Raw genomic sequence first — 23,433 nt, forward strand, 5'->3', positions numbered from 1 at the left:
CCCGTAAGCGAAGCCCCAACGGGAAATTTTTATAAGCTTTTCCTATACGCTGATGTATGGATTTTTGGTAAAAACGCCCGAATTTAGGCTGAGTCAGGAAAGGGTATTTATAATGTTGTCCTAAAATCCACACCAATTGCCTGAAAAGTAAGAGATACCAAGTCGTATGACAGACCAGATTATTATCGGCGATGATGGCGTTGAGCGTCAGAGCCTGAGGGATTACACCCGCAACGCTTACCTCAACTATTCGATGTACGTGATTCTCGATCGCGCGCTGCCCCATGTGGGTGACGGCTTGAAACCGGTACAGCGGCGTATCGTGTACGCGATGAGCGAGCTGGGATTAAAAAACACCGCCAAGTACAAGAAGTCGGCACGCACCATCGGTGATGTATTGGGTAAGTTTCATCCTCACGGTGATAGTGCCTGCTATGAGGCGATGGTGTTGATGGCACAGCCCTTTTCCTACCGTTATACGCTGGTGGAGGGGCAGGGAAACTGGGGATCAGCGGATGACCCCAAATCCTTTGCGGCGATGCGTTATACCGAAGCCAAGCTATCCAGCTATTCCGAGGTGCTACTGAGCGAGTTGGGACAGGGTACTGTAGGTTGGGTCCCCAACTTTGACGGTACTCTCGACGAACCCTCAACACTGCCCGCGCGCTTGCCCAATGTATTGCTCAATGGCGGCACCGGTATTGCGGTTGGAATGGCGACCGATATACCTCCGCATAACCTGCGAGAAGTAGCGGCGGCTTGCGTACGCTTACTCGATGAGCCCAAGGCGACGCTCGAGCAGCTATGCGAGCATATCAAGGGGCCAGATTTCCCCACAGATGCCGAACTGATTACCCCCCAGGCTGACCTGGTGAAGATGTACCAGAGCGGGCGTGGCAGCCTGCGCATGCGCGCTATCTACCAGGGTGAGAATGGTGATCTGGTGATTACTGCGTTGCCGCACCAGGTGTCGGGAGCCAAGGTGTTGGAGCAGATCGCCGACCAGATGCAGAAAAAGAAACTGCCGATGGTGGCAGACCTGCGCGACGAGTCGGATCATGAAAATCCGACCCGTTTGGTGATTGTGCCGCGCTCCAATCGAGTGGACACCGAACAGTTAATGGGGCATCTGTTTGCGACCACTGATCTGGAACGGACCTACCGGGTTAACCTGAACGTTATTGGCATTGACGGCAGGCCCCAGGTAAAAGGGCTCGATCAAATCTTGCGCGAATGGTTAAGTTATCGCACCGAGACTGTGCGTCTGCGTTTGCAGTATCGTCTCGACAAGGTTAACAAACGCCTGCATTTGCTCGATGGATTATTGGTGGCGTTCCTCAATCTGGATGAGGTGATTCATATCATCCGCACGGAGGATGAACCCAAACCTGTGCTGATAGAACGGTTTAACCTTACCGAGATTCAGGCGGATTATATTCTGGATACCCGATTGCGCCAGCTGGCCCGATTGGAAGAGATGAGAATTCGTACCGAGCAATCGGAGCTCGGGTTGGAACGGGACAAGCTTGAGAAAGTTTTGGGGTCGGAAGCTCGCCTGAAAACCTTGATCAAGAAAGAGATTATCGCCGACGCCCAGACCTACGGAGACGAGCGCCGCTCGCCCATCGTCATGCGCGGTGAGGCGCGGGCTCTGGATGAAACCGAGCTGATGACGGCGGAGCCGGTAACCGTGGTCCTCTCCAGGAAAGGGTGGATTCGCTCGGCCAAGGGGCACGACGTTGATCCCGCCGCGCTCAGTTATAAGTCGGGCGATGGGTATCTGTTATCGGTTCAGGGGCGTAGCAACCAGCCAACGGTGGTGATTGACTCAACCGGCCGCAGTTACAGTGTTGCGACTCATAGCTTGCCTTCTGCCAGAGGGCAGGGCGAGCCGTTGACCGGACGCCTCAACGTTCCGTCGGGCGCGAGCTTCGAGGGAATGTTAATTGGCGATGATCGACAGCTTTTCTTGATGGCATCCGATGCCGGCTACGGATTCGTGACAACGCTCGGCGAGCTTCAAAGCAAGAACCGCTCCGGCAAGGCTGCGCTGAGTTTGCCTAAAGGGGCGCGGGTAATGGCCCCGATTCCTGTCGTAGATATTGCCGACCATTTGGTGGCAGCGGTGACCAACGAGGGACGCTTGCTGGTATTTCCTATCGCCGATCTGCCCCAGTTGTCGAGGGGTAAGGGTAACAAGATTATTAATATCGCCGCGGCGCGGGTAGCGGCTCGTGAAGAGTATGTGGTGGGCGTGGCGGTATTGTCACCCCGTCAAACATTGCTGCTCCACGCAGGAAAACGGCATCTCAGTCTGCGCGCGTCCGATCTTGAACACTACCGGGGGGAGCGCGGACGCAGAGGTAATAAGCTACCACGGGGCTTCCAGAAAGTAGATCGTATAGAAGCCGATAGCTAGGGGAAGCCGTAAAGGGTGTCAATCACCCCTTGGGGTTGGCAGCCATCTGCTGGCACTGCTGCTCCAGCAGGTGCTGGTAGTTGTTGTGTACCGCAGTGACCCGGGGTGGAGTGTGTTGGCTTCTGGCCTCAAGCTGGATGCGGCTCTCCTCGCGCATAATGTCGGCCAGCTCTGCGCAGATGGCAATACCGTTCCGCTGTTCAAGAATTGCCAATTGGAAAGCGACTGACGATGCTGTTGGGTGGCGCAAGGGGTGCTCGTTCGAGGGTTCCCTCTCGTGTTGGAGGCTCATACCAAGACCGAGGCTAAAGCGCGGCTGTTGCTGCAGTTTTCTGTGTTGGCTGAGCCGTTCGAGCAGCAGTCCGCAGCAGGTGGCACTGAACAGATAGTCTTCGTTAAAGCGCTCGGGGAAGCTGATGTACGCGTGGCCTTCCGCCGAATAGCTGAGCTCTCCGTTGTATAGGCGAGCGGCCTGGTGTAAGGCCTGGGTTTGCTGTTCCAGTAGCTGGTTGAAATCCCCGGGATTCATGCATTGCTGCAGGGTCGGTTGGTTGTTAAAGCGGATGCAAAGCAGGGCGCAGGCGTCGCTGTCTGTGTATTGATCCTCTTCGGTATCATCCTCCGCACTGGTTGGCGGTGCTGTTGCAGTGGCAGTGTCGATGGGCGCTTTTTGCTGGGGGAGGCGAGCAGGGCTGGCCGAGGCGATGGTAGGTAAGTGGCGCAGGAGTATGGCAGCGATGACCAGCATCAGCAGCGCAGAAAACAGGATGAGAGTAACGGCATCCTGAGCGGGCTGCTGGATATATTGGTCGTTCAGTCGTACCCGCACGTATCCTGCAATTACTTCCTGGTAATGCACCGGGGCGGTATACAGACGCCCTGCCGCGTTGTGATTAAAATCACGCCCGGCCAGTAGCTGGTTATCGATGCTGTAGACGTTAATGGCTGCGATGTAGGGGTTTTCGCTGAGCTGGTTCAGCATCACGTTGAGGCTCAGGGTGTCATTGCTCACCAGCAGCTCGGTGGCCTGATGGGCGGTTTGGGCTACCAGCGTATCGCCGAAAACGTAGGCTTGGGTTTCGCTGGTAAAACGGATCTGCTGGTAGGCGATGGCACAAAACAGCGCTACGCTGCCGGCGTAGAAAAGCATCAAAAAAAGGCGGGTGCGCTCGCGGGCAATTATTTTCAGAATGTCTGGCACGGATTGCTTCGGGTTGCGGTTTAAGGGAGAAAAGCGGCAGCAGGCCGCAGCGCTATTGTAGCTTGAATCGATGAATCTGTCGCTCACAGAAGCATACAGCACAGGATCTCGGTTACAATGGCTATTCAGTTCATCCAGCGGATAGTCGTAGTGAGCCAGATCATTCTTATCAACGTATCGGGGCAAGACAAACCCGGTCTTACCTCCTCCATAACCGGCATTATGGCGCGGTTTAACCTGACCATTCTTGATATAGGCCAAGCCGTCATCCATGATCACCTGACCTGGGGGATATTGGTGCAGATTCCGGCTGAGCAGGAGTCCGCCCCCTTGCTTAAGGATCTCCTGTTCCATATGCATGACCTCGGGTTGCAGGTTCATTTTGATGCAATCTCTGCTCAGGAGTACGAACAGTGGGTCGGTGGGAAGGGCAAGGCACGCTACATTGTCACCCTGTTGTCACGCTCCATTGGTGCCGAGCAGATAGAACGTGTGTCCGGCATCACCGCTCGTCACGGCCTTAATATCGACAGCATTAACCGCCTATCGAGTCGGGTTTCGCTGGAGAATCCGCTGAACCAAAACAAGGCCTGCCTGGAGTTCTCGGTGCGGGGGTCCGCACCAGACCTGGAAGCGTTGAAAGCGGATTTTTTGCGTATCTCCAGCGAGCTGGAAGTTGATATCGCTTTTCAGGAGGACAGTATCTTCCGTCGTAATCGCCGCCTGGTGGTGTTTGATATGGACTCTACCCTGATTGAAGCGGAGGTGATCGACGAACTGGCCAAGGCCGCAGGTGTGGGGGAGCAAGTATCGGAAATTACCGAACAGGCGATGCGTGGTGAGATCGATTTCACCGAGAGTTTCAGCCGCAGGGTCGCATTACTGAAAGGGCTGGATGAGTCGGTGCTGGCCACCATAGCGGGTCAGTTGCGCATGACCGAGGGCGCCGAAACGCTCATTTCGACTCTCAAAGGCTTGGGCTATAAAACGGCTATTCTTTCGGGTGGTTTTACCTATTTTGCTAAAAACCTTCAGCAGCGGCTGGGTATCGACTACGTGCATGCCAATGAGCTTGAGATAGAAAACGGTAAGGTAACGGGACGAGTGACGGGTACCGTCGTTGACGGTCAGCGTAAAGCGGCGTTGTTGCAGCAGATTGCGACCCAGGAAGGCATTCGGCTGGAGCAGGTCATCGCCGTCGGTGATGGCGCCAACGACCTACCGATGCTGAGTATTGCAGGGCTCGGTGTTGCGTTTCGAGCCAAACCGATCGTAAAGGAGAGCGCCAAGCAGTCAATCTCCACCCTGGGGCTGGATGCGATCCTTTACCTTATCGGCTTCAGGGACCGCGATCAGGTATAGAGGGGGTGTGGCGTTAGCTTGTGATCAAAAAAGGGCAGCCCGATAGCTCCCCTTTTGCGTTAAGTTTGGTCTGTGAAGGTGGACTAAACGGGTCACATGTCGTTGGAGAAGTCGTAGTCCATCTGCTCTGCAGGACCCTGAAGGTAATAACCCTGGATGTAGTTGACCCCTGCCTGCCAGAGGATGGATAGCATTGAGGCGTTCTCGACCATCGGCACGATGGTGAGTTTGCCCTGGCTTTGCAGCGAGCTGATCATGTTCTTCATGTTCTCAAGGGTATCGCTATTGTCGATATCTTCGCTGAAGGAGCCGTCGAGCTTCACAAAAGCAACATCGAGATGCTTGAGGTTGTTGAAGGGGTTCAGTGAGCCCCCGAAATGGCCGAGAGCAACGCGGCAATGCAGTTCGTTAATGGCCGTGGTTAGTACCTTGGCTTGCTTGAGGTGAGTGGTGGCATCTTTCTCGGAAATTTCGAAAATGATGGCGTCACTAGGCAGGCGGGCTGCTTTAAGGGCAACGCTAAGCCAGGGTGGAAGCGTTGGATCCATGATGGAATCCCCGCTCAAGTGGATAAATAGCCGGGTGTCGTGGCCGTTGGCACGGTGCCCTGCCAACAGTTTGATCGATTGCAGGATTGCCCAGCGATCTATCTTGGTGCTTTGCCCTGTTTCGTGAGCAACGCTCATGAACTCTTTGGGGCTGATCTCCTTGCCGTCGGCATCGATCAGGCGCAAGAGGACTTCATAATGCTCGTGGCTGTCGCCGCGCAGGCTAATAATCGGCTGGAAGAGTAACTTGAAGCTGTTGTTGTCCAGAGCTTGCTGGATCATGGCGCCGATGTCGCCCTTATTGGCCTGGGCGGCAATGTCATCTTTGGGGTTATGCAGGTGGAAACGGTTTCCGCCTGCGGCCTGAGCCCGGTTAGCCGCTTTTTGGGCGCGCCCCATGATGCCATCTGCGGAGCTAGTGGTTTCGTTGACGATAGCGATACCGACGCTGCAACTCGTTTGTATGGTGACGCCGGATATATCGGACATGTGCTCGGCTACTTCGGCACAGATTTTTTCGGCGACCGCCTTGAGCTTATCGAGTTGATCGTTGGCGACCAGGGCGAGGAAAACGTCATCGCCGTATCGGGCCAGCACATTGGGACTGGGGACGTTTTCCTTAAGCAGCGACCCCACGTCGGTGAGCACCAGATCGGTTCCAGAGATGCCCGCCTTGTCGCGGATCTCGCTGAAATTGTCCAGTGAGATATAGAAGACGGAGCTGTTTTGCTTGCCGCCCACCGCCTTTTCAATCGCTGAATCGAGCTGTTGTGAGAAATAGTCGCGGTTAAAGAGGCCGGTTACCAGGTCCTGGGTGCTGATCTCCTTGAGCCTTTCTTCCAGCTCAGGGTTGCCGGTATCGACCCGGATGACGACCTGCTCGCAGGGCTCACCGTCATAGCTGGCGGGGGAAAACTCCATGTCGGCTTGGAACTGACTGTCGTCCTGGCGCTGTCCGGAACAGGTGAGTTTACGCTCTCCTGTATCCTCACCATGGAACTCCTTCAGTAGTTTTTTGATTTCGGCCTGATTTTCGGGCGCCACCATATCGATAATTGGCATGCCCGCAAGATCGTCGGCGTCCTCATATCCAAACAGTTCCACGTAAGCGCGGTTGGCATAGATATGCATGCCGTCATGAATGTAGGCGATGGCGTCGACGGAGCTGTCGAGGAGAAGTTGGCAGCGTTTCTCGGTCTCTTTCAGGCTAACTTCCAGCTGTCGGCGCTTACGGCGCTCCTCCAGTTGGGACAGCTCACGGTTGGCGACCAATACCAGTCGCTTATCCTCATCGTAGGGGATAACGTCGCGATAGCCTTTTTGCAGGGCTTCGGTAATCTGCTGACTGCTAGGTTCCGGTAGCATCAGCAATACAGGAATATCTTTATGCAGGGTGTTAACGATATCGAGCGCCTGATCGGCGGTAATTTCATCGCTGGACTCACTGGCCAACAATAGGTCCCAGGTTTGGCTCTGTAGCTCCTCTTCCAGTGCTTCGGCGGAAATCGTCCGGTGGGCACGGGTAGCATGGCCGGAGTTGCGGAAGACATTAACGAGCTGCTCGGCATCGTTCTGGGATTCTTCGATGATCAGAAGGCGGAGTGTCTTTTTTTCCTTGGCCATAATGTGACGAGTCGTTGATCTATTTATCCGGAAGTTAGCTCTTGGCCGAGCAAGCACGGGCGCAGTGCCCCAATGTGGCCACATCGTACCACAGTTCAATCAAAGCAAGGGCTAAATAGTGGGATGGCACGGGTTGGCGCTGGCAAATCTGCCGAGCAGTTCAAAGCAGCTTCCATACTGAAGTGAAATCTTCATCGTCTGCACCGGCAGCGCCTGGTGTGTTTGTTTGGGTGTCGAGCAGCTGTTGCAAGAACTTAAAGTCAAATTGAGAAAAGCTGCGTGTACCCATTATTTTGTGAGTTAGCTGGCCCCTGCGCTCGTGCCCGTGCTGGTTGAGCAGTATTTTGCTGCCCTCTTCGAACGGCCTTAGTGGCGTGATCAAGGTGGCTGGCTGGGCTATGGCTTTGATCTCTGGCAGCAGAAACGCGCGCATCGCCAGACTGGAGTCGCTGGATTTGCGCAGCAGTGATAGAGCGCAGGGCTCCGCATTGGGTGTCAACAATTCAACTCCCATTAGGGCTCGCTCTGGAGAATCGACCTTTATCCAGCGAATGACAGCCAGAGACCACTGCTCGGTACTGGTCTCCCGAACCCCGATAAGCTCTCCGGATTGGGTTTGGGTAGGTAGATTGCCGGGCCAAATAACACAGTATCCACCCGGACTGGTATCTTCGAGCTGGGTTTCGTGGATCTGGTAGTGGGATACCGTTTTGTCGTCGCTATGCTTGAATTTAATCTCTTCGCCTTCGCGCAAGGGGGCGAACTGCTTGCGGTCTGAGACGTCGGCATCGAAGGCACTGGACCAGGCGTCAGAGCCGACCCCTCCGGCCATAAAACGTGCTTTGCGTGACGCCGAGCTGTATGCGATGAGCTGCTCGTTGAAATCTTTTTCACCGCTCAGGAAGTAGTGGGTCGCAGAGAGCCCTACGGTAATCTGTAATGTGCCGTGGGTTGAAATGCGCTTGAAGGAGCGCTCTTTTAGCGGGCCCCAAGCCTGAATAAGGTGCTTAATTAGCTCCGGCGACATCGATTTAGGGATGGTAAGCGTACCGTCATCGCCGGGCATCGCCGGCATTTTTTTCGCTTGTTGCAGTGCCTGCATCAAGGGCACGCTGTTTAACCCCCTGCTGGCGAGAGTGACCGGTTCCCGGGTCAGGGCAAAATAGCTGGGAGGGAGGTCCGCTTCAAGGTTAATGATAAAGGTCGGGTCGTGTTGGGCGATGACCTGCACCTCTGCCAGCGATGACCAGAGCTCCAGTACATCAAAGACCTGGCTAAGGTCGGCCTGTCGGAGCTGGTTGGGGCGAGAGCACCCCAGCAGAGCTATGCGACCAAAAAGCGTTCGGGGGGTACTTGATTTGAGGTAATGGTTTTGTTTGTCGGCAACTTCGTGATCCAGCAGATGCAGTGACTCTGAGGCTTGGTAGAGTTGTCCGAGCTCAAGCCATAGATAGCGAGGAGGGGGGCAGTAGAGCTGGTAAGCCCTGAGCTGGGCCCTGGAAAGTTCAGCCATGGCACGATGAATCGCGTTACCACAGAGCGTGCGCTCGCCCTCGGCAGCATGACAATCAAGAATCACCTGTTTGTAGCCGGTAGCCAGGCCCATCTGCAGCGCCTGGGCCAGATTGGCGACTTTTTTCTGCTGCTCGTTCAGAACCACGCTTTGCCCCAGATAATGCTTGCTTAGGGCGTCCAGGGTGTAATAGACGGTAGAGCGTATCAGCTCAAGCAGCTGAAACCTCAGTTGCGGTTTGGAGTCGAGTTTGTTGAGCTCGGTCAGGGCGTTGTATAGCTGGCGGGAGATCTCCCCAAGGTTTGCCTTGGGAAGACCGTTGAGCCACTCCTCAAGCGCCGATGGAGCGGGCAGGCAAAAACTGAGCTCGGTTAGCGTTCTCTGGGGTACTCTCAGCTGTAGTTGTGAAATGTCGCTATCCATTCAGTCCTGCATTAGTAAACCAAATATGCCGTCACTTTTATTAAGAGCCCCGAAAGCGAATACATCGAGTTATTAAACCATACTCTTTAGAACTATAGCTTAGATGATAAAACCTTGAAATATCAATAAAAAACCGATTCCCTGCAGGATTATCAACACTATTAGCCGATCACGGTTTTCGCCGACGCTCCCGGGGTCTCTCTCACCAGTGAGGGCACCATATAACCGCTGCAGTTACCACGCAGTTGCGCTATCAGTTGCAGCGCCTCATTTTCGTCAACCTCAAAGTGCGCAGCGCCTGCAACTCGGTCGAGCAGGTGGAGGTAGTAAGGCTGGACATCAGCTTCTATCAGCGCCTCGCTGAGTGCGCTTAAGGTGTCTACATGATCGTTGATTCCACGCAGCAATACGGATTGGTTTAATAGTAAGACCCCGCGCTTGTGCAGGAGTTGCAGTGCACGAGTCACATTTTCGTCAATCTCCTGGGGGTGATTGCAGTGGATGACCATGATCTTTTTGAGTCTGCCGCGGTCGAGCCAGTTCAGTAACGGGTCGTTGATCCGTTGCGGGATCACGATTGGCATACGGGTATGAATTCGCAGACGCTTGAGGTGCGGTATCTGTTCGAGTTCGTTGCTGAGCCAGCCAAGTCGTTGATCATTGACCGCGAGAGGCTCTCCTCCGCTGAAAATTACCTCTTCGATGGCCGGACGCTGTGCGATGTAGTCCAGTACCCGTAGCCAGTGCTCGCGCCCGGGCATATTTTCATCGTATGGGAAGTGGCGGCGAAAGCAGTAGCGGCAGTTGATGGCGCAGTGCCCCGCCAAGGTGAGCAGTACACGGTTATGGTACTTATGGATCAGGCCGGGGAGTGGGTTGGAGGAAGCTTCCTGTAGCGGATCGGTGCCGAAACCCGCGGATATTGTCTCCGCAAAGGACGGCAATACTTGCAGTAACAGGGGGTCGTGGGGGTCTCCTTGGCGGATTCTTGCAAGAAAGGGGGCGGGGACCACAACGGAGAACTGCTGGTGCGCCTGTTGGCTGACCACGCCCGTCAGCCCTAGGGCCTGGGATAGCTCGTGTGGGTCACGAATCGCGTCACGAAGTATTTGTTGCCAGCTATCGGTGTGCACAGAGGATGCGGTTCGCGTTATCATAGGTTCTTTAATCGATATTGGTGCATACAGATAATGGCAAACTATTCTACCAACGAATTCAAGTCGGGTCTCAAATTGATGGTCGACGGGGACCCCTGCTCTATTCTTGAGAACGAATTGGTAAAACCGGGAAAGGGGCAAGCGTTCAACCGCGTTAAATTTCGTAATTTGAGAACTGGCCGTGTTTGGGAGCGTACGTTCAAGTCCGGTGAATCCCTGGAAGGGGCCGATGTGATGGACCTGGATATGGAGTACCTCTACACCGACGGTGAGTTTTGGTACTTTATGATGACCGATGGGTCCTTCGAGCAGCATGCTGCTGACGCCAAAGCGGTAGGCGACGCGGTGAACTGGCTCAAGGAGCAGGAGAAGTATGAGATCACCCTCTATAACGGTGCCCCGCTGATCGTTACTGCCCCCAATTTTGTCGAGCTGGAAGTCGTGGAAACGGATCCGGGCCTCAAGGGTGATACCGCCCAGGGCGGCTCCAAGCCGGCAACCCTGAGTACCGGAGCCGTGGTTAAGGTCCCCCTGTTTATTAATATTGGCGAAGTGCTAAAAATTGATACCCGCACTGGTGACTACGTGAGTCGCGCCAAGAGCTAGGTCGGGTTGGGGGTGGTTGCCGCCCCCCTCTATCAACGGTTGTTTTGCGGAGTCACTATGACCGACGTTACCTGGCGCCCCAGCGCCGCACCTCTCGAACTGCAGCGCCGAGCGCAATTGCTCGGTAGTATTCGACGCTACTTTGAGCAGCAGTGTGTGATGGAGGTGGAAACTCCAATGCTTTCGTGTGCGGCGGCTACAGACCTGCATATTGATAGTTTTGGTACGCGCTTTCTGCCCGCAGGAGGTGGGCGAAACCAGACGCGCTACCTGCACACTTCGCCGGAATTTCCGATGAAACGGCTATTGGCGGCGGGCAGTGGCGATATTTACCAGATTTGCCGGGTGTTTCGTAATGGCGAGGTGGGTGGTCGTCACAATCCTGAATTTACCCTGCTTGAGTGGTATCGGTTGGGGATGGATCAGCAGCAGCTGATGACCGACATGACCGCTATGCTCGCCAGCGCTATCGGTTTTCATGAGCTGAGGCGCGTGAGCTACCGACGCCTGTTTGAAGAACATTTCGGGCTGAACCCCCATCGTGCCTCCGACGCGCAGCTCGAGCAGTTGGTGATGGACAAGGTCGACCCCCAGTTGCAAGACCTCTCGCGCAATGATTGCCTCGACCTACTGTTTTCGCAGCGCATCGAGCCCCAGCTGGGTGTTGCCGGAGATGGGGTGATGGCTGGTGTGTACGTGTACGACTATCCCGCATCGATGGCGGCCCTGGCGCGCATCGAAACCGAAGATGGCGATACCGTCGCACGACGCTTCGAACTATTCGTTGATGGTCTGGAGTTGGCGAACGGTTACCACGAGCTGTGTGATGGGAAAGAGCAGTTGCGTCGCTTTGAGCGTGATCGAGCCGAGCGGGAGGCACTGGGGCGTCGGGAGTTCCCCCATGACGCACACCTGCTGGCGGCACTGGATGCCGGGCTGCCCGATTGCGCTGGAGTGGCGATCGGGCTTGATCGGGTGCTGATGCTGATGGCCGGCACCCGCGATATTGCTGACGTGCTGGCTTTTAGTTTTGATCGAGCCTAGGGAGTTATTCGGCTGCCGCGGTTAATGTTCCCAATGCTTCGCCCATGCGTACGCTGTTGCCGGCGCGCATCGATTCCAGCCATTTTACGCTTTTGTCGGGGTGCAGCAGGATCACGGTGGAGCCTAGCTTGAAGCGCCCCATTTCATCTCCGCGCCCTAAGCTAACCGGCTGGCGCGCCTGCTCGGTATAATCGACGCGCTTGAGTGCTCTTTGTGGCGGGGCCACCAGCCCTGCCCAAACGGTTTCAATGCTGGCGACGATCATCGCCCCCACCAGAATCATCGCCATGGGACCATGTTCTGTGTCGAAGATGGCGACGACGCGCTCGTTACGAGCGAACAAGCCGGGGATGTTCTCCGCCGTTGCCTGGTTTACCGAGAACAGTTTACCGGGGACGTAGGTCATGCTGCGCAGTGTGCCGGCCATGGGCATATGCACCCGATGGTAGTCGCGGGGTGAAAGATAGACGGTGGCAAAGGCGCCATTCATAAACTCATCGGCAAGTTTGGTATCACCCCCGACCAGCTCGGTCAGGCTGTAGTCGTGACCCTTTGCCTGAAAAATACGCCCATACTCGATCTGGCCGATCTGGCTGATCTGTCCGTCTGCGGGGCAGATCAGTTGTGCGGGGTCTGTCGCCAGCGTGCGGGCGTCGGGTTTAAGTGCGCGGGTAAAGAACGCATTAAAATGCTCGTAGGCCTGTGGGTTTTCTTCCAATGCCTGGCTCATATCGACCTGATAGTGATTGACAAATGTGGTGATAAAGCGATTTTTGAGCCAGGGCCAGCGACACTCCGCGACCCATCCTGCGATGCGGGATAGAAGGTGCTGGGGAATAATGTATTGCAGTAGAGCGAAAAATTTAGGGTTCACGTCACGTTTCTCTTGGGCAGGCTAGTTTTCGATGGGAGTGTCGGGGAGGTTGCCCCATTCGGACCAGGAGCCTGCGTAGGCCTGGATTGATTCAAAGCCGAGGGCTTTCCCGAGGAGGTAGGTGAAGCCGGAGCGGTGATGGGATTGGCAGTGGGTCACGATGCGCTTGTCGCGACGTATGCCCAGGGACTCAAGCTCGGGGAGAAGGTTCTCGCGGATGCGCAGTTGCTTGCTGCGGTCCATCGCGCGGGTCCATTCGTAGTTAATCGCGCCCGGGATATGTCCGCCGCGCTGGGCCATCAGTCTCTCACCCCGGTACTCAGCGTCTGAACGCGCATCCCAAATCACCAGATCGTCGGCGCCCAACTGTGCCTGCAAGACCTCGCGGGTTATCAGGGGGCTGTAGTCAAATTCCAGCTCAACCTCACTGGGGGGCGGTGTATTGGGCTGTTGTTCGCTGGGCTGGTTGTTGTCGAGCCAGGCCAGCAGGCCTCCATTAAGGTAGGAGTAGTGCTTGTGTTGGATAAGGTCCAACGTCCAGATCATGCGCCCGGCCCAACCGCCCCCCTCATCGTCATAGACGACGATATGCTCCTGCCCGGTATAACCGATATCACTGAACAGTTGCTGTAACTGTTCCTCGGACAAGCATTTCCCCATCGCGGGCTCTTCTCGCCGCATGAGTCGGGATGGGTCCACATGAATGGCTCCTGGCACATGAGCGCGCGCGTAGAGGTCGCTTCGACATAGATCCAGGATCAGCAGCTCCGGGTGTCCAAGCAAGGGCTGGAGCTCGTCGGGTTCAAGGATCAGGGGAAGGTGGCGCAATTGGGTCATGGCGAGAGTCTGCTACTGCGAAATCAAACGCACGATTGTACGCTAACCAGACAATAAAACCAGACTCCTCAAGAGGGGCTTGGTTTGCTCGCCTTTGTGGATCTTGCCAGGTGGTTAAGGGTTGGTGCGGCCGCTTTGCACAGGGCCTGAAAATACTGATAGTGCTTATCGGTCAGGGGGCGGCCGCTGGCTCCCATGTCAGCAAACAGTAGGGCGGCGCTGCGGTTGCCTGCGAAGAGTGAGCGCAGGAAAAACTGTTCGTTGCCGATCAACTCCCTGAATGAGGTGGGGATCTGGCTCCAGACCGCCTGTTGCTGAGGGCCTTTGATCCACAGTGCGGCGGGCTTTTGCATCATGCTGCGCATCAGGGAGGGAGGAGTCAGGTCGAGGGTAAAGACAAGGCTTTCATCACCATAGCGGCGGAATGAGATGAGTTTCGAGCGCTCCTTGTTGGGGAGCGCGATCACCACGCGGTCAAAACCAAGCCCTTCGTACAGGGCCTCGCCCAGAAGATCGATGAGGGCCGGCAGATTGCTGACGCTCTGGGGTTCATGGGCGAGTTTGTGGTGTATCTCCTTGAATCGAGCAGGGTTCGCCTTTCTGGGTGGCTGATTCGGCGGGGCGCTGAGGGGAGTTCCGATGGCCGCCTTTGCCGGTACTGAGGTGCTCGGATGCCCTTTGTGTTCGGGGGTGGGCCACAGCAGGGCAGCGGCTGGTGCTGGCATAAGCCAATCGCGCTCCTCGTGAGAGGTATCGATGGCCGCTTTGTGGCATAGGCTGATCGCGTTTTCAATGTCGGTGCCGGTGAAGAGCGCCAGCAGGCGCTGTAACCGTCGCATGCCTTTGCTGTACCAGCTATGGGTGGCTTTGAGGGCGATCAGGTTGGCCAGCATTACGGCGCCACAGTGACCATTTCTTATCAGTTTGATGGTGCGGTGGTCGTGGAGCAGGTGTAGGTAGCGGTCGTATAGAGGGGCCTGAGTATAGCGCTGGCTGCTGGGCTTGATGGCGATGCGCGAAAGCTGCAGCCATTGTTCGCCGGAGACCTCGGCAAACTGCTCGCGATCGTTGTGGTCGAGGCGGGGGAGCGGCCAGTAGCTGTCCAGTTGTTGTGCCAGTTCGTCGATAGTGCACCCCAGCACCTCTTTCTCGCCCCGGTAGATATCTCCGCCCTGTGCAAGCCTCTGCTGCAGTTCATGCATCGTATCGGGAGCGTGTAACCACAGCGGCCAGCGGATCATCTGCGCAAACAGCGTGGTCCAGAAAACCGCTTCGCTTGCCTCCCGGTTAAGGTGCTGGTACCAGCAGAGGGCTTGTCGTGCGGCGTGATAGCTGGTGGTGATCGCATGACAGTAGTACTGGCTGGCAGCGTCACGGTGGGGGCTGATCGGTTCCAGAGTGTCGAGTAACTGCCTCAGGGGAGTGAGCCCCATCAGCGACAGGGCATGTTCCAGGTTATTTACGCGAGGATCATCGGGATTACGCTTGCTATTAACTGCTGCGAAAACGTGTAAACAGATTACCGGACAGGGGCGCATCAACTGGGCCAGCTGATAAAGAGAGACGGCCTCATTTTTCAGCGCATCCACCACGTCCCGATAAGACCTTTCCATCACTGGCAGTGGCTTGCTTTTTAACAGGAGTTGCCAGTGTTCCGCTGTGCGCGTGGTATTATCGCTGCTCATTGATGGAGTTCGCTTTTTGCTGTTCGCGGGATCGTTGATTATAGGTTTAACTCATTATATGGTTATTTTCCCGTAACAACAGGCGTTACTGCCCGCTTTTGGGATCAGGAAGGAAATATGCTCAAGCTGCTGGGAATATTGGTGGTAATAGGCAGTGTGTTGGGAGGCTTTGTGCTCTCTCACGGTAAACTGTTGGCGCTTTGGCAGCCTTTTGAGCTGCTGATTATCGGTGGTGCCGCACTCGGGGGCTTTATGATAGCCAACCCATGGGGGGTGCAGGTGGCGGTTCTGCGCAGTGTGCCGAATATGTTTTTTGGCAACCGCTTCAACCGCGCCTTTTACATGGATCTGCTGGGATTGCTCTATGACCTGCTCAACAAGAGCCGGCGAGACGGCATGATGTCGATTGAGGCGGATGTCGATGAACCCTCCGCCAGCGCAGTATTTACCCGCTATCCTGCAATTTTGAAAGATCAGCAGTTAACCGATTTTATTGCCGACTACCTGCGCCTGATGTCATCGGGCAACATGGCGCCCCATGAGCTGGAAGCCCTGTTCGATATGGAGATCGAGACCCGTCTCGAAGAGTTTGAGCGCCCGGGGATGGCCGTGACCAAAGTCGCCGATGCGCTGCCAGGCTTTGGTATCGTGGCGGCGGTACTGGGTATTGTTATCTCTATGGAGGGGATCGCCGGTCCCCCTGAAGAGCTGGGGGCGCATGTTGCTGCTGCGCTGGTGGGAACGTTTATCGGTATTCTGGCCGCCTACGGCTTTGTCGGTCCGCTGGGAACGGCGCTGGAGCAAGGGGCGCAAGAGGAGTTGAACGGATACGAAACCGTGAAGGCCTGCCTGGTCTCTTCCCTGGGGGGGATGCCTCCAGCGTTGGCGGTGGAGTTTGGACGTAAGGCGCTCTACAGCGATGCGCGTCCGAGCTTTACCGAGCTGGAGAACCATGTCCGGGGACGGTAATCGTGGATAAAGACCAATCCATTATCATCAAGCGCGTCCGCAAGGGACGCCATAGGCACCACGGTGGCTCATGGAAAATTGCGTTTGCTGATTTTGCCACGGCGATGATGGCGTTCTTTCTGGTGCTGTGGCTGACCTCGCAAACCACGCCCGAGCAGAAGATGGCGATAGCAGGTTTTTTTCACGATCCTGCAGGCTTTAGCAAGAGCGCCAGCCCCTATGTGATCGATTTGGGCGGTTCGGCGGCAGTGACGAAAGGGGAGGGGATTGGCGCGCCGATGGATGAGGATGACGCCAAACGTCTTGACGCCGAGGAGATCACTTCGATCGCAGATCAGATTGAGGAGACTCGACTCGAATCGTTGTTGAGCGAGTTGCAGGCCAAGGTCGAGGAAAATGAGATGCTGCGCCGCTTTAAGGATCAACTGATCATGGAGATTACCCCCGATGGCTTGCGTATCCAGGTTGTGGATGACAGCCAGCGACCCATGTTTGATAGCGGCAGCTCCACCCTGAAGTATTATTTTGAAGACATTCTATTGGAGATCGCGCCGCTGGTTGGGTCGGTGCCCAATAAGATCAGTATCAGTGGCCACACCGATTCAACACCCTTTATCAACGACGAGGGGATTGGAAACTGGGAACTCTCTGGCGCACGCGCCAACACCGCCCGGCGCACGCTGCTGTTTGGGGGGGTGGCTGATTCCCAGGTGGCGCAGGTTGTGGGTTATGGCGACTCCATCCTGTTCGACACGGCGAATCCTACCAACCCGGTCAACCGTCGTATCGACATCCTGATCATGAGCAAACGCACCCAAAACAACATAGAGCGTATGGCAGGGGGGCTGGAAAAGCGCGCGAGAACAGTTCCAGAGGCCGCCCAGCCACAGGACGCGCAAGGCCAGGAGCGTTTCAACCTGTTTGATGCCCGTGAGCGGGCTCAGCAAAATCAATTACCCGCGGACCAGAATTTCTAGGCCGTAACCCGCCGTTCCGGCAACGGCGCTCAGGTGCACAGTTGATTTGTGGATAAACCTTTGGGGTGCTACCGGTCAGTTACCGGAAAGTATGTGGCGGTAACTGGCGAGGCGCTGTGAGCTGATCTGTCCCTCCTTCAGTGCCTTGAGTAGCGCACAGCCCGGCTCGTGTTCGTGCTGGCAGTCACGGAAGCGACAGTAGCCCAGGAAGGGCCGAAACTCTCGAAATCCGTCTATCAGTGTCGACTGGTCGATATGACCAAGGCCAAACTCCCGGATGCCCGGAGAGTCAATCAGATCGCCCCCCGCCGGAAAGTGAAACAGTTTCGCGGCGGTAGTGGTGTGAGTGCCTTTACCGGACTGCTCCGACAGTGCACCTACCCGAATATCCACGCCGGGTAAGAGCGCGTTGATCAGTGACGATTTGCCCACGCCCGATTGGCCCACAAAAACGCTGGTGTGGTTCCGTAACAGCGCCTTTATTTCGTCGAGTCCGGTGCTGGTGTGGGTCGATGCGTGTATCACCCGATAACCGATGGATTCATAGCGCCCCAGCAGTTGCGCGAAATGTTCGCGGTTGTCATCGCCGATCAGGTCGACCTTGTTAAACAGGATAACCGGTTCTATATCAACCGCCTCGGCGGCCACCAGATAGCGATCGATCAGGTTGGGGTGCGGCGTTGGTAAGGGAGCGATCACCTGTACGATGTAGTCGATATTCGCGGCTACCGGCTTCAACTGTCCGCGACTGTCGGGTCGGCAGAGCTCTGATTTTCTTTCCTGCGCGGCGACCACGATTCCGCTATTGTCGTTGCCGGCACGCCAGATGATATGGTCACCGGTTACCAGTTGCGGCAAGTTGGCCCTCAGGTGACAACGGAACAGGGTGTTGGGCTGATCAATTGGTTCGATATCCAGCTGGCTGCCGTAGTGGGCAATGACAGTCCCTTGCTGTTCGCCGCCGAGTTCGCCCGCCTGCAGCTGCTCCTGCACCCTGTCTTCCCGCGACTCTGCCCGCTTGGTCCGTTCCTGCTGGATCTTCTCGATACGCCAGTTTTGCCGGCGGTTTAGACGTCGTTTGCTCAGGGGAGTGTCCTTGTGTCGTTTACGGCAGGGCGCCTAGGGCATTATTATGGAGCTTTAGTGTGTTATCAACCGGAGAGATGTGGATGTCTAAAGCGGAAAACCTGATATGGATCGACCTTGAGATGACCGGCCTCGACCCGGAAGCCGATCGCATTATCGAAATCGCGACTATTGTTACCGATCCGCAGCTCAATGTTATTGCCGAGGGGCCGGTGATCGCAGTGCATCAGCCGGTCGCGCTGATTGAGGGGATGGATGAGTGGTGTACTCGCACCCATGGTGCCAGTGGTTTGACCGAGCGGGTACTCAATAGCACCCAGGATGATGCTGCGGCAGAACAGGCCACGCTGGAGTTTTTGCGTTTGCATACTGAGCCCAATAGCTCACCCATTTGCGGTAACACTATCGGTCAGGATCGACGTTTTCTTGAGCGCTATATGCCTGAGCTGGAAGCTTATTTTCACTATCGTTACCTCGATGTCAGCACCCTCAAGGAGCTTGCGCGGCGCTGGAAACCGCAGATTTTGAGTGGTTTGACGAAAACGGGCACCCACCTGGCGCTGGACGATGTCCGCGATTCGATCGAAGAGTTACGATACTACCGCGAGCACTTCCTCAACCTGGATTGACGCCATGGCGTGCGAGCGCCCAGTGAATGTGCTCGAGCACCATCGGGTTCTCGTATCCGAGCCTGGCTTGCAGGGCCTGGATTACCCGGGGGGACGAGGGGGCGTTGCCCAGCCCTACCGCCAGATTGCGCAGCCAGCCGTTGTAGCCGCTACGACGAATCGGAGAGCCTGCGGTACGATCCAGGAACTGCGCCTCGCTCCATTCGAAGAGCTCGGCCAGATCGCTGCTGTCGAGTTGGTGGCGAGGGCGAAAATCGTTCTCTTTGCTGGATTTGGCAAATCGGTTCCACGGACACACTAGCTGGCAGTCATCGCAGCCAAATACCCGGTTCCCCATGGCTTCTCGTAACTCCAGCGGAATGGCGCCCTTGAGTTCAATGGTCAAATAGGAGATGCAACGACGCGCATCGAGCCGGTGAGCGTCGACAAAGGCGTCGGTTGGGCACACCTCCAGGCAGCGGGTGCAGCTGCCGCAGTGATCGCTGGTGTCGGCGCTGTCCAGGGGGAGAGGTAGATTGGTAAAAAGCTCTCCCAGGAAAAACCAGGACCCGGCTTGGCGGTTGATCAACATGGTGTTCTTGCCGATCCAGCCGAGCCCGCTGCGGCTGGCGAGCGCTCGTTCGAGGATCGGAGCGCTATCGACGAACGCGCGGTAGCCGTGAGCGCCGACGACCTCCTCGATCTGCTTTCCCAGCAGTGACAGGCGCTTACGAACCAGTTTGTGATAGTCGCGACCCAGTGCGTAGCGGGAGAGGTAGGCCTTGTCCGGGTTATTGAGGATGCGGATGCAATCGGTATCGGGGGGCAGATAGTCGATGCGGGCGCTAATGACCCTCAGGGTGCCGGGGAGTAGTTCGTCAGGACGGCTGCGCAGGGTGCCGTGGCGGGCCAGATAATCCATCTCACCATGGTAACCCTGCTTTAGCCAGTGCTGCAGATGCTGTTCATGTTCTCCGAGGTCAACGCTCCCGATCCCCATTTGTTGAAAGCCGAGCTCACGCCCCCAGCGATGGATCTCCGTCGCCAGGTGTTTGTAGTCGATACCGGATTCTGATGAAGGCATGGGGTCGCTGGCAGTGGTTGGTTTCTGGCATACTGGAGCTAAGGCAACAGCTTTGCCGGGGGAGTCGATGAAACGCAGTTTACCACAGGGGCTATATCGAGCGGAGCAGGTGCGTGAACTCGATCGCATGACCATCGAAGAGCAGGGGGTAGAGGGGTTCGCGTTGATGCAACGCGCGGCCCAAGCCTGCTTTGATGCCCTGCTGCAGCGTTATGGTTCCGCGCTATCGGTTTGCGTGCTGTGCGGTGCCGGCAACAACGCGGGTGACGGCTATCTTGTCGCTGCGCTGGCTCGTCGGGCGGGTATGGCTGTCTCGATTGTGGCGCTGAGTGAACCCGCCCGCCTGCGGGGTGATGCTGCCCGCGCCTGGGCGCAGGCCCGTGACCTGGGTATCCCGATTCGTGCCTGGGATTCGAACCAGAGCCTTGATGCGGGGCTGTTGGTGGATGCGCTGCTGGGCACCGGTCTGAGTGGTCCGGTACGTGGTGACTACGTGGCTGCGATTGAGGCGATCAATGGCTCCACCGCACCGGTATTGGCCGTGGATATCCCTTCGGGATTGAGTGCGGATACCGGTGCCGAACTGGGCAGCGCGGTGCGCGCTGATCTTACCGTGACCTTTATTGGTCTCAAGCGCGGATTGTTCACCTCCAGCGGGCCGTTGTGTTGTGGTGAGCTCCTCTACGATGACCTGGCTGTGCCATCCGTAGTGTTTCGACAGTTGCCAGCGGACATTAACAGGATTGATCCCCAGCCCTTGCTGGCGCAGTTGCCTGCTCGTCAGGCGGATTCGCACAAGGGTCGCCACGGTCACCTGTTGGTGATCGGCGGCAACCAGGGCATGGCGGGAGCGGCGGTGTTGGCCGCCGAGGCGGCGCTCTACTCCGGCGCCGGATTGGTGTCCGTTGCGACGCGGGAGCAGCATCTATCGGCCTTTATCGCGCGTCGCCCCGAGGTGATGGCGCGCGCCGTCGCAGACGGGAATCAGTTGCAAGCGTTGCTGGAGGGTAAAAGTGCCTTGGTGGTGGGGCCTGGTTTGGGGCAAGATGCCTGGGCGCGGGAGCTGTTATCGGTTGCGATGGGTAGTGGTTTGCCGCTGTTGCTGGATGCCGATGCCCTGAACTTGTTGGCGAACGAGCCCGGTTTGATGGAATGTTGCCGGAGTGAGCGAGTACTTACGCCGCACCCGGGCGAAGCGGGGAGATTGTTAGCCTGCACTGGTGCGGAGGTACAACAGGATCGATTTGCTGCGGCCTCCCGCTTGCAGCAAGCGTGGGGGGGAGTGGTGGTCCTGAAGGGGGCTGGATCACTGATCGCAGGGCCTGCAGGTTCGTTGCAGCTTTGTACGGCGGGAAATCCTGCCATGGCGGTTGGCGGGATGGGTGATCTGCTCTCCGGGGTGGTGGGGTCCCTGCTGGCTCAAGGGGTCTGCGCGGTGGATTCTGCGGCGCTTGGGTGCTGGTTACACAGTGCGGCGGCCGATTCAGTGGCGAGCCATCAGGGGGTAAGAGGTTTGCTGGCGAGCGATTTGCTGGTACAAATACGCAGGTACATTAATGGTTTTGGTTAAGTTGCATGCCTAACTCGTTGAATCTATATATATCTGATGAGCACGAAATGGTTTGTCTGGGTGGGGTATTGGCTGCTGCGAGCAAGCTGGAAGGCGTAATCTACCTTCTGGGTGGGCTGGGGGCAGGAAAAACCACCCTCAGCCGTGGGGTCGTGCAGTCGGCGGGGCATTTCGGGGCGGTTAAGAGTCCAACCTATACCCTGGTTGAGCCCTACGAGCTGGAGGGGGGGAGCATCTACCACTTTGACCTTTACCGCCTGGCTGATCCGGAGGAGTTGGAGTTTCTCGGCGTGCGTGATTATTTGAATGGCGGGGCTCTGTGTTTGATTGAGTGGCCTCAGCGAGGGGCAGGATGGTTGCCGGATTTCGATCTGGAGATCAGTATCGAGGTTGAATTGCCGGGCCGGCGGGTTGCGCTGACGGCGGGTAGTCCAAGAGGGGAGAGTATGCTGACGGCGGCTGGTAAGCACTATGGGGTCATTGACCCATGAGATGGCTCGGATTGGGAGTGATGCTGGCAATACACCTGCTGTCATCGACAGCCTGGGCGGCCAGTGTCGAGAGCATGCGGATCTGGCGCGCGCCCGATAGTACCCGGCTGGTATTTGATCTTAGCGGTCCGGTGGAGCATAGCGTGTTTCCCCTTAAAGCCCCCGATCGATTGGTGATTGACCTCAAGGGCGCCCGCATGAAGGACTCCGTGGCGGCGCTGGCAACGGAGAATACCCCGGTAAAGCAGTTGCGTTGGGCGCAACGCGATGGCAAAAACCTGCGTATTGTGTTGGACCTGAATGCCAGCGTAAAACCCCGCAGTTTCTTGCTTAAGCCCAACGCCTCTTATGGTCATCGGTTGGTGCTGGACCTGGATGACCACAAAACATCGTCAGTTAAAACTATCGATAAGGTGGTGGCACCTGGATCTTCGCGCTCCTCCGATGTAATTATTGCTATCGATGCGGGTCATGGTGGCGAAGATCCTGGAGCGATTGGCTACCGTGGGTTGAAAGAGAAAAAAGTAGTGCTGCAGATCGCCCGCGAGTTGGCGGCGCTGCTGGCTCGTGAACCCGGGTTTAAGCCGGTGTTGGTGCGCACCGGGGATTACTACGTGGGGTTGCGAAAACGGACCCAGCGTGCACGCGAGGCCAACGCTGACCTACTCGTATCCATTCATGCCGACGCATTCAAGAATCGCAAGGCGAACGGCGCGTCGGTGTTTGCAATCTCCCAGCGAGGCGCGACATCAGAAACGGCCCGTTGGCTGGCCAGTAGTGAAAACAATGCGGATTTGATTGGTGGTGTAGGGGGGGTCAGCCTTGATGATAAAGACTCCGTTTTAGCGGGTGTGCTGCTGGATCTGTCGATGACCGCGAGCCTGTCTGCCAGTCTCGATGCCGGCTCGGAAGTGTTGAAAGAGATCGGCCGGGTGAACCGGTTGCATAAGTCCCGCGTAGAGCAGGCTGCATTCGTGGTGCTGAAATCTCCGGATATTCCATCGATACTGGTGGAAACAGGATTTATCACTAATCCGACCGATGGCAAGAATCTCGCCAGCAGTAAGCACCAGAAGCGCCTGGCGCGATCGATTCATGCGGGTATCAAGCGCTACTTTACGCGCACTCCCCCTCCTGGAACCTACCTATCCCAGCGTCAGCGCGGAGATCAGCAGCGCCACGTGATAACGCGGGGGGAAACGCTCTCTTCGATCGCGTCGCGCTATCGGGTCACGGTGGCGAGTCTGCGCCAGCACAATAACCTTAATGCCGACATGTTGCGTATCGGGCAGGTTCTGCAAATTCCCTGACCCTCCCCACGCCTGCCCTCTGTTGGGGTGGCGCGGGGTCAGGTAC

The 23,433-nt window shown here is 56.7% G+C and carries 19 protein-coding genes; 10 read left to right on the forward strand and 9 right to left on the reverse strand.

Annotated elements, in window-relative coordinates:
- The first annotated feature begins 166 nt into the window (after positions 1–166).
- On the forward strand, positions 167–2,419 hold the full coding sequence (parC, locus tag ACP3PW_RS06160) for a DNA topoisomerase IV subunit A (RefSeq protein ID WP_426415800.1): 2,253 nt from the start codon (positions 167–169) through the stop codon (positions 2,417–2,419).
- A 22-nt stretch (positions 2,420–2,441) separates the two neighbouring features.
- On the opposite strand, the gene ACP3PW_RS06165 is transcribed toward parC, so the two are convergent.
- Positions 2,442–3,620 carry a hypothetical protein gene (locus ACP3PW_RS06165; RefSeq protein WP_426415801.1) on the reverse strand — a complete coding sequence of 393 codons (1,179 nt, stop codon included), beginning with the start codon at positions 3,618–3,620 and terminating at the stop codon, positions 2,442–2,444.
- Between the two features lie 150 nt (positions 3,621–3,770).
- On the opposite strand from ACP3PW_RS06165, the gene serB reads away from it, so the two are divergent.
- The gene (gene serB, locus ACP3PW_RS06170; protein ID WP_426415902.1) at positions 3,771–4,982 is read left to right on the forward strand and encodes a phosphoserine phosphatase SerB; all 1,212 of its coding nucleotides are present in this window, start codon (positions 3,771–3,773) and stop codon (positions 4,980–4,982) included.
- Positions 4,983–5,074: 92 nt separating this feature from the next.
- On the opposite strand, the gene ACP3PW_RS06175 is transcribed toward serB, so the two are convergent.
- The 3 genes from ACP3PW_RS06175 to epmB form a co-directional block, all read right to left on the reverse strand.
- On the reverse strand, positions 5,075–7,153 hold the full coding sequence (locus ACP3PW_RS06175; protein ID WP_426415802.1) for an EAL domain-containing protein: 2,079 nt from the start codon (positions 7,151–7,153) through the stop codon (positions 5,075–5,077).
- A gap of 160 nt (positions 7,154–7,313) precedes the next feature.
- Complete coding sequence (locus ACP3PW_RS06180; RefSeq protein WP_426415803.1) at positions 7,314–9,089, reverse strand: GTPase; 1,776 nt, start codon at positions 9,087–9,089, stop codon at positions 7,314–7,316.
- Between the two features lie 161 nt (positions 9,090–9,250).
- Entirely contained in the window at positions 9,251–10,246 is a 996-nt protein-coding gene (gene epmB, locus ACP3PW_RS06185) for an EF-P beta-lysylation protein EpmB (RefSeq protein WP_426415804.1), read from the reverse strand.
- 33 nt (positions 10,247–10,279) lie between these two features.
- Between epmB and efp the strand changes: the two genes are divergently transcribed.
- Entirely contained in the window at positions 10,280–10,852 is a 573-nt protein-coding gene (gene efp, locus ACP3PW_RS06190; protein WP_426415805.1) for an elongation factor P, read from the forward strand.
- A 57-nt stretch (positions 10,853–10,909) separates the two neighbouring features.
- Entirely contained in the window at positions 10,910–11,896 is a 987-nt protein-coding gene (gene epmA / locus ACP3PW_RS06195; RefSeq protein ID WP_426415806.1) for an EF-P lysine aminoacylase EpmA, read from the forward strand.
- 4 nt (positions 11,897–11,900) lie between these two features.
- Here epmA and asd read toward each other — a convergent pair whose 3' ends face one another.
- The 3 genes from asd to ACP3PW_RS06210 all read right to left on the reverse strand — a co-directional run bounded on the left by asd (position 11,901) and on the right by ACP3PW_RS06210 (position 15,292).
- Positions 11,901–12,770, reverse strand: coding sequence for an archaetidylserine decarboxylase (gene asd / locus ACP3PW_RS06200; protein ID WP_426415807.1), 870 nt, complete (start codon positions 12,768–12,770; stop codon positions 11,901–11,903).
- A gap of 21 nt (positions 12,771–12,791) precedes the next feature.
- Positions 12,792–13,607, reverse strand: a complete 816-nt coding sequence (locus ACP3PW_RS06205; protein ID WP_426415808.1) for a rhodanese-like domain-containing protein — start codon at positions 13,605–13,607, stop codon at positions 12,792–12,794.
- A 68-nt stretch (positions 13,608–13,675) separates the two neighbouring features.
- A complete protein-coding gene (locus ACP3PW_RS06210) occupies positions 13,676–15,292 on the reverse strand; it encodes an HDOD domain-containing protein (protein ID WP_426415809.1) in 1,617 nt (538 codons plus the stop codon).
- Positions 15,293–15,409: 117 nt separating this feature from the next.
- Between ACP3PW_RS06210 and motA the strand changes: the two genes are divergently transcribed.
- Together motA and motB are read left to right on the forward strand one after the other, a co-directional pair.
- Entirely contained in the window at positions 15,410–16,261 is an 852-nt protein-coding gene (gene motA, locus ACP3PW_RS06215; protein ID WP_426415810.1) for a flagellar motor stator protein MotA, read from the forward strand.
- Between the two features lie 2 nt (positions 16,262–16,263).
- On the forward strand, positions 16,264–17,238 hold the full coding sequence (gene motB / locus ACP3PW_RS06220) for a flagellar motor protein MotB (RefSeq protein ID WP_426415811.1): 975 nt from the start codon (positions 16,264–16,266) through the stop codon (positions 17,236–17,238).
- 75 nt (positions 17,239–17,313) lie between these two features.
- On the opposite strand, the gene rsgA is transcribed toward motB, so the two are convergent.
- Complete coding sequence (rsgA, locus tag ACP3PW_RS06225) at positions 17,314–18,324, reverse strand: small ribosomal subunit biogenesis GTPase RsgA (RefSeq protein WP_426415903.1); 1,011 nt, start codon at positions 18,322–18,324, stop codon at positions 17,314–17,316.
- Between the two features lie 83 nt (positions 18,325–18,407).
- On the opposite strand from rsgA, the gene orn reads away from it, so the two are divergent.
- Positions 18,408–18,953 (forward strand): oligoribonuclease, encoded by a 546-nt coding sequence (orn, locus tag ACP3PW_RS06230; RefSeq protein WP_426415812.1) that lies wholly within the window; start codon positions 18,408–18,410, stop codon positions 18,951–18,953.
- On the opposite strand, the gene queG is transcribed toward orn, so the two are convergent.
- On the reverse strand, positions 18,940–20,016 hold the full coding sequence (gene queG / locus ACP3PW_RS06235; RefSeq protein ID WP_426415813.1) for a tRNA epoxyqueuosine(34) reductase QueG: 1,077 nt from the start codon (positions 20,014–20,016) through the stop codon (positions 18,940–18,942). The two genes, orn and queG, sit on opposite strands and share 14 nt — an antisense overlap.
- Before the next feature lie 67 nt (positions 20,017–20,083).
- Here queG and ACP3PW_RS06240 point away from each other — a divergent pair, with 67 nt between their 5' ends.
- The 3 genes from ACP3PW_RS06240 to ACP3PW_RS06250 are packed head-to-tail and all read left to right on the forward strand — an operon-like array spanning position 20,084 to position 23,387.
- Entirely contained in the window at positions 20,084–21,586 is a 1,503-nt protein-coding gene (locus tag ACP3PW_RS06240; protein ID WP_426415814.1) for an NAD(P)H-hydrate dehydratase, read from the forward strand.
- 5 nt (positions 21,587–21,591) lie between these two features.
- Positions 21,592–22,077 carry a tRNA (adenosine(37)-N6)-threonylcarbamoyltransferase complex ATPase subunit type 1 TsaE gene (gene tsaE, locus ACP3PW_RS06245; RefSeq protein WP_426415815.1) on the forward strand — a complete coding sequence of 162 codons (486 nt, stop codon included), beginning with the start codon at positions 21,592–21,594 and terminating at the stop codon, positions 22,075–22,077.
- Entirely contained in the window at positions 22,074–23,387 is a 1,314-nt protein-coding gene (locus ACP3PW_RS06250; RefSeq protein WP_426415816.1) for an N-acetylmuramoyl-L-alanine amidase, read from the forward strand. Before tsaE ends, ACP3PW_RS06250 begins: the two co-directional genes overlap by 4 nt.
- The last annotated feature ends 46 nt before the right edge of the window (positions 23,388–23,433 follow it).

The organism is Aestuariirhabdus sp. LZHN29 (genome assembly GCF_049985285.1).
In the GTDB taxonomy this organism is placed as follows: Bacteria; Pseudomonadota; Gammaproteobacteria; order Pseudomonadales; family Aestuariirhabdaceae; genus Aestuariirhabdus.

Excerpts from the sequence above, each read along its gene's own strand:
- ACP3PW_RS06250 (WP_426415816.1), top strand. The coding sequence starts at position 22,074 with ATGAGATGGCTCGGATTGGGAGTGATGCTGGCAATACACCTGCTGTCA.
- motA (WP_426415810.1), top strand. The coding sequence starts at position 15,410 with ATGCTCAAGCTGCTGGGAATATTGGTGGTAATAGGCAGTGTGTTGGGA.
- efp (WP_426415805.1), top strand. The coding sequence starts at position 10,280 with ATGGCAAACTATTCTACCAACGAATTCAAGTCGGGTCTCAAATTGATG.
- ACP3PW_RS06180 (WP_426415803.1), bottom strand. The coding sequence starts at position 9,089 with ATGGATAGCGACATTTCACAACTACAGCTGAGAGTACCCCAGAGAACG.
- ACP3PW_RS06175 (WP_426415802.1), bottom strand. The coding sequence starts at position 7,153 with ATGGCCAAGGAAAAAAAGACACTCCGCCTTCTGATCATCGAAGAATCC.
- epmA (WP_426415806.1), top strand. The coding sequence starts at position 10,910 with ATGACCGACGTTACCTGGCGCCCCAGCGCCGCACCTCTCGAACTGCAG.
- ACP3PW_RS06205 (WP_426415808.1), bottom strand. The coding sequence starts at position 13,607 with ATGACCCAATTGCGCCACCTTCCCCTGATCCTTGAACCCGACGAGCTC.
- tsaE (WP_426415815.1), top strand. The coding sequence starts at position 21,592 with ATGCCTAACTCGTTGAATCTATATATATCTGATGAGCACGAAATGGTT.
- orn (WP_426415812.1), top strand. The coding sequence starts at position 18,408 with ATGTCTAAAGCGGAAAACCTGATATGGATCGACCTTGAGATGACCGGC.
- ACP3PW_RS06210 (WP_426415809.1), bottom strand. The coding sequence starts at position 15,292 with ATGAGCAGCGATAATACCACGCGCACAGCGGAACACTGGCAACTCCTG.
- parC (WP_426415800.1), top strand. The coding sequence starts at position 167 with ATGACAGACCAGATTATTATCGGCGATGATGGCGTTGAGCGTCAGAGC.
- epmB (WP_426415804.1), bottom strand. The coding sequence starts at position 10,246 with ATGATAACGCGAACCGCATCCTCTGTGCACACCGATAGCTGGCAACAA.
- queG (WP_426415813.1), bottom strand. The coding sequence starts at position 20,016 with ATGCCTTCATCAGAATCCGGTATCGACTACAAACACCTGGCGACGGAG.
- ACP3PW_RS06240 (WP_426415814.1), top strand. The coding sequence starts at position 20,084 with ATGAAACGCAGTTTACCACAGGGGCTATATCGAGCGGAGCAGGTGCGT.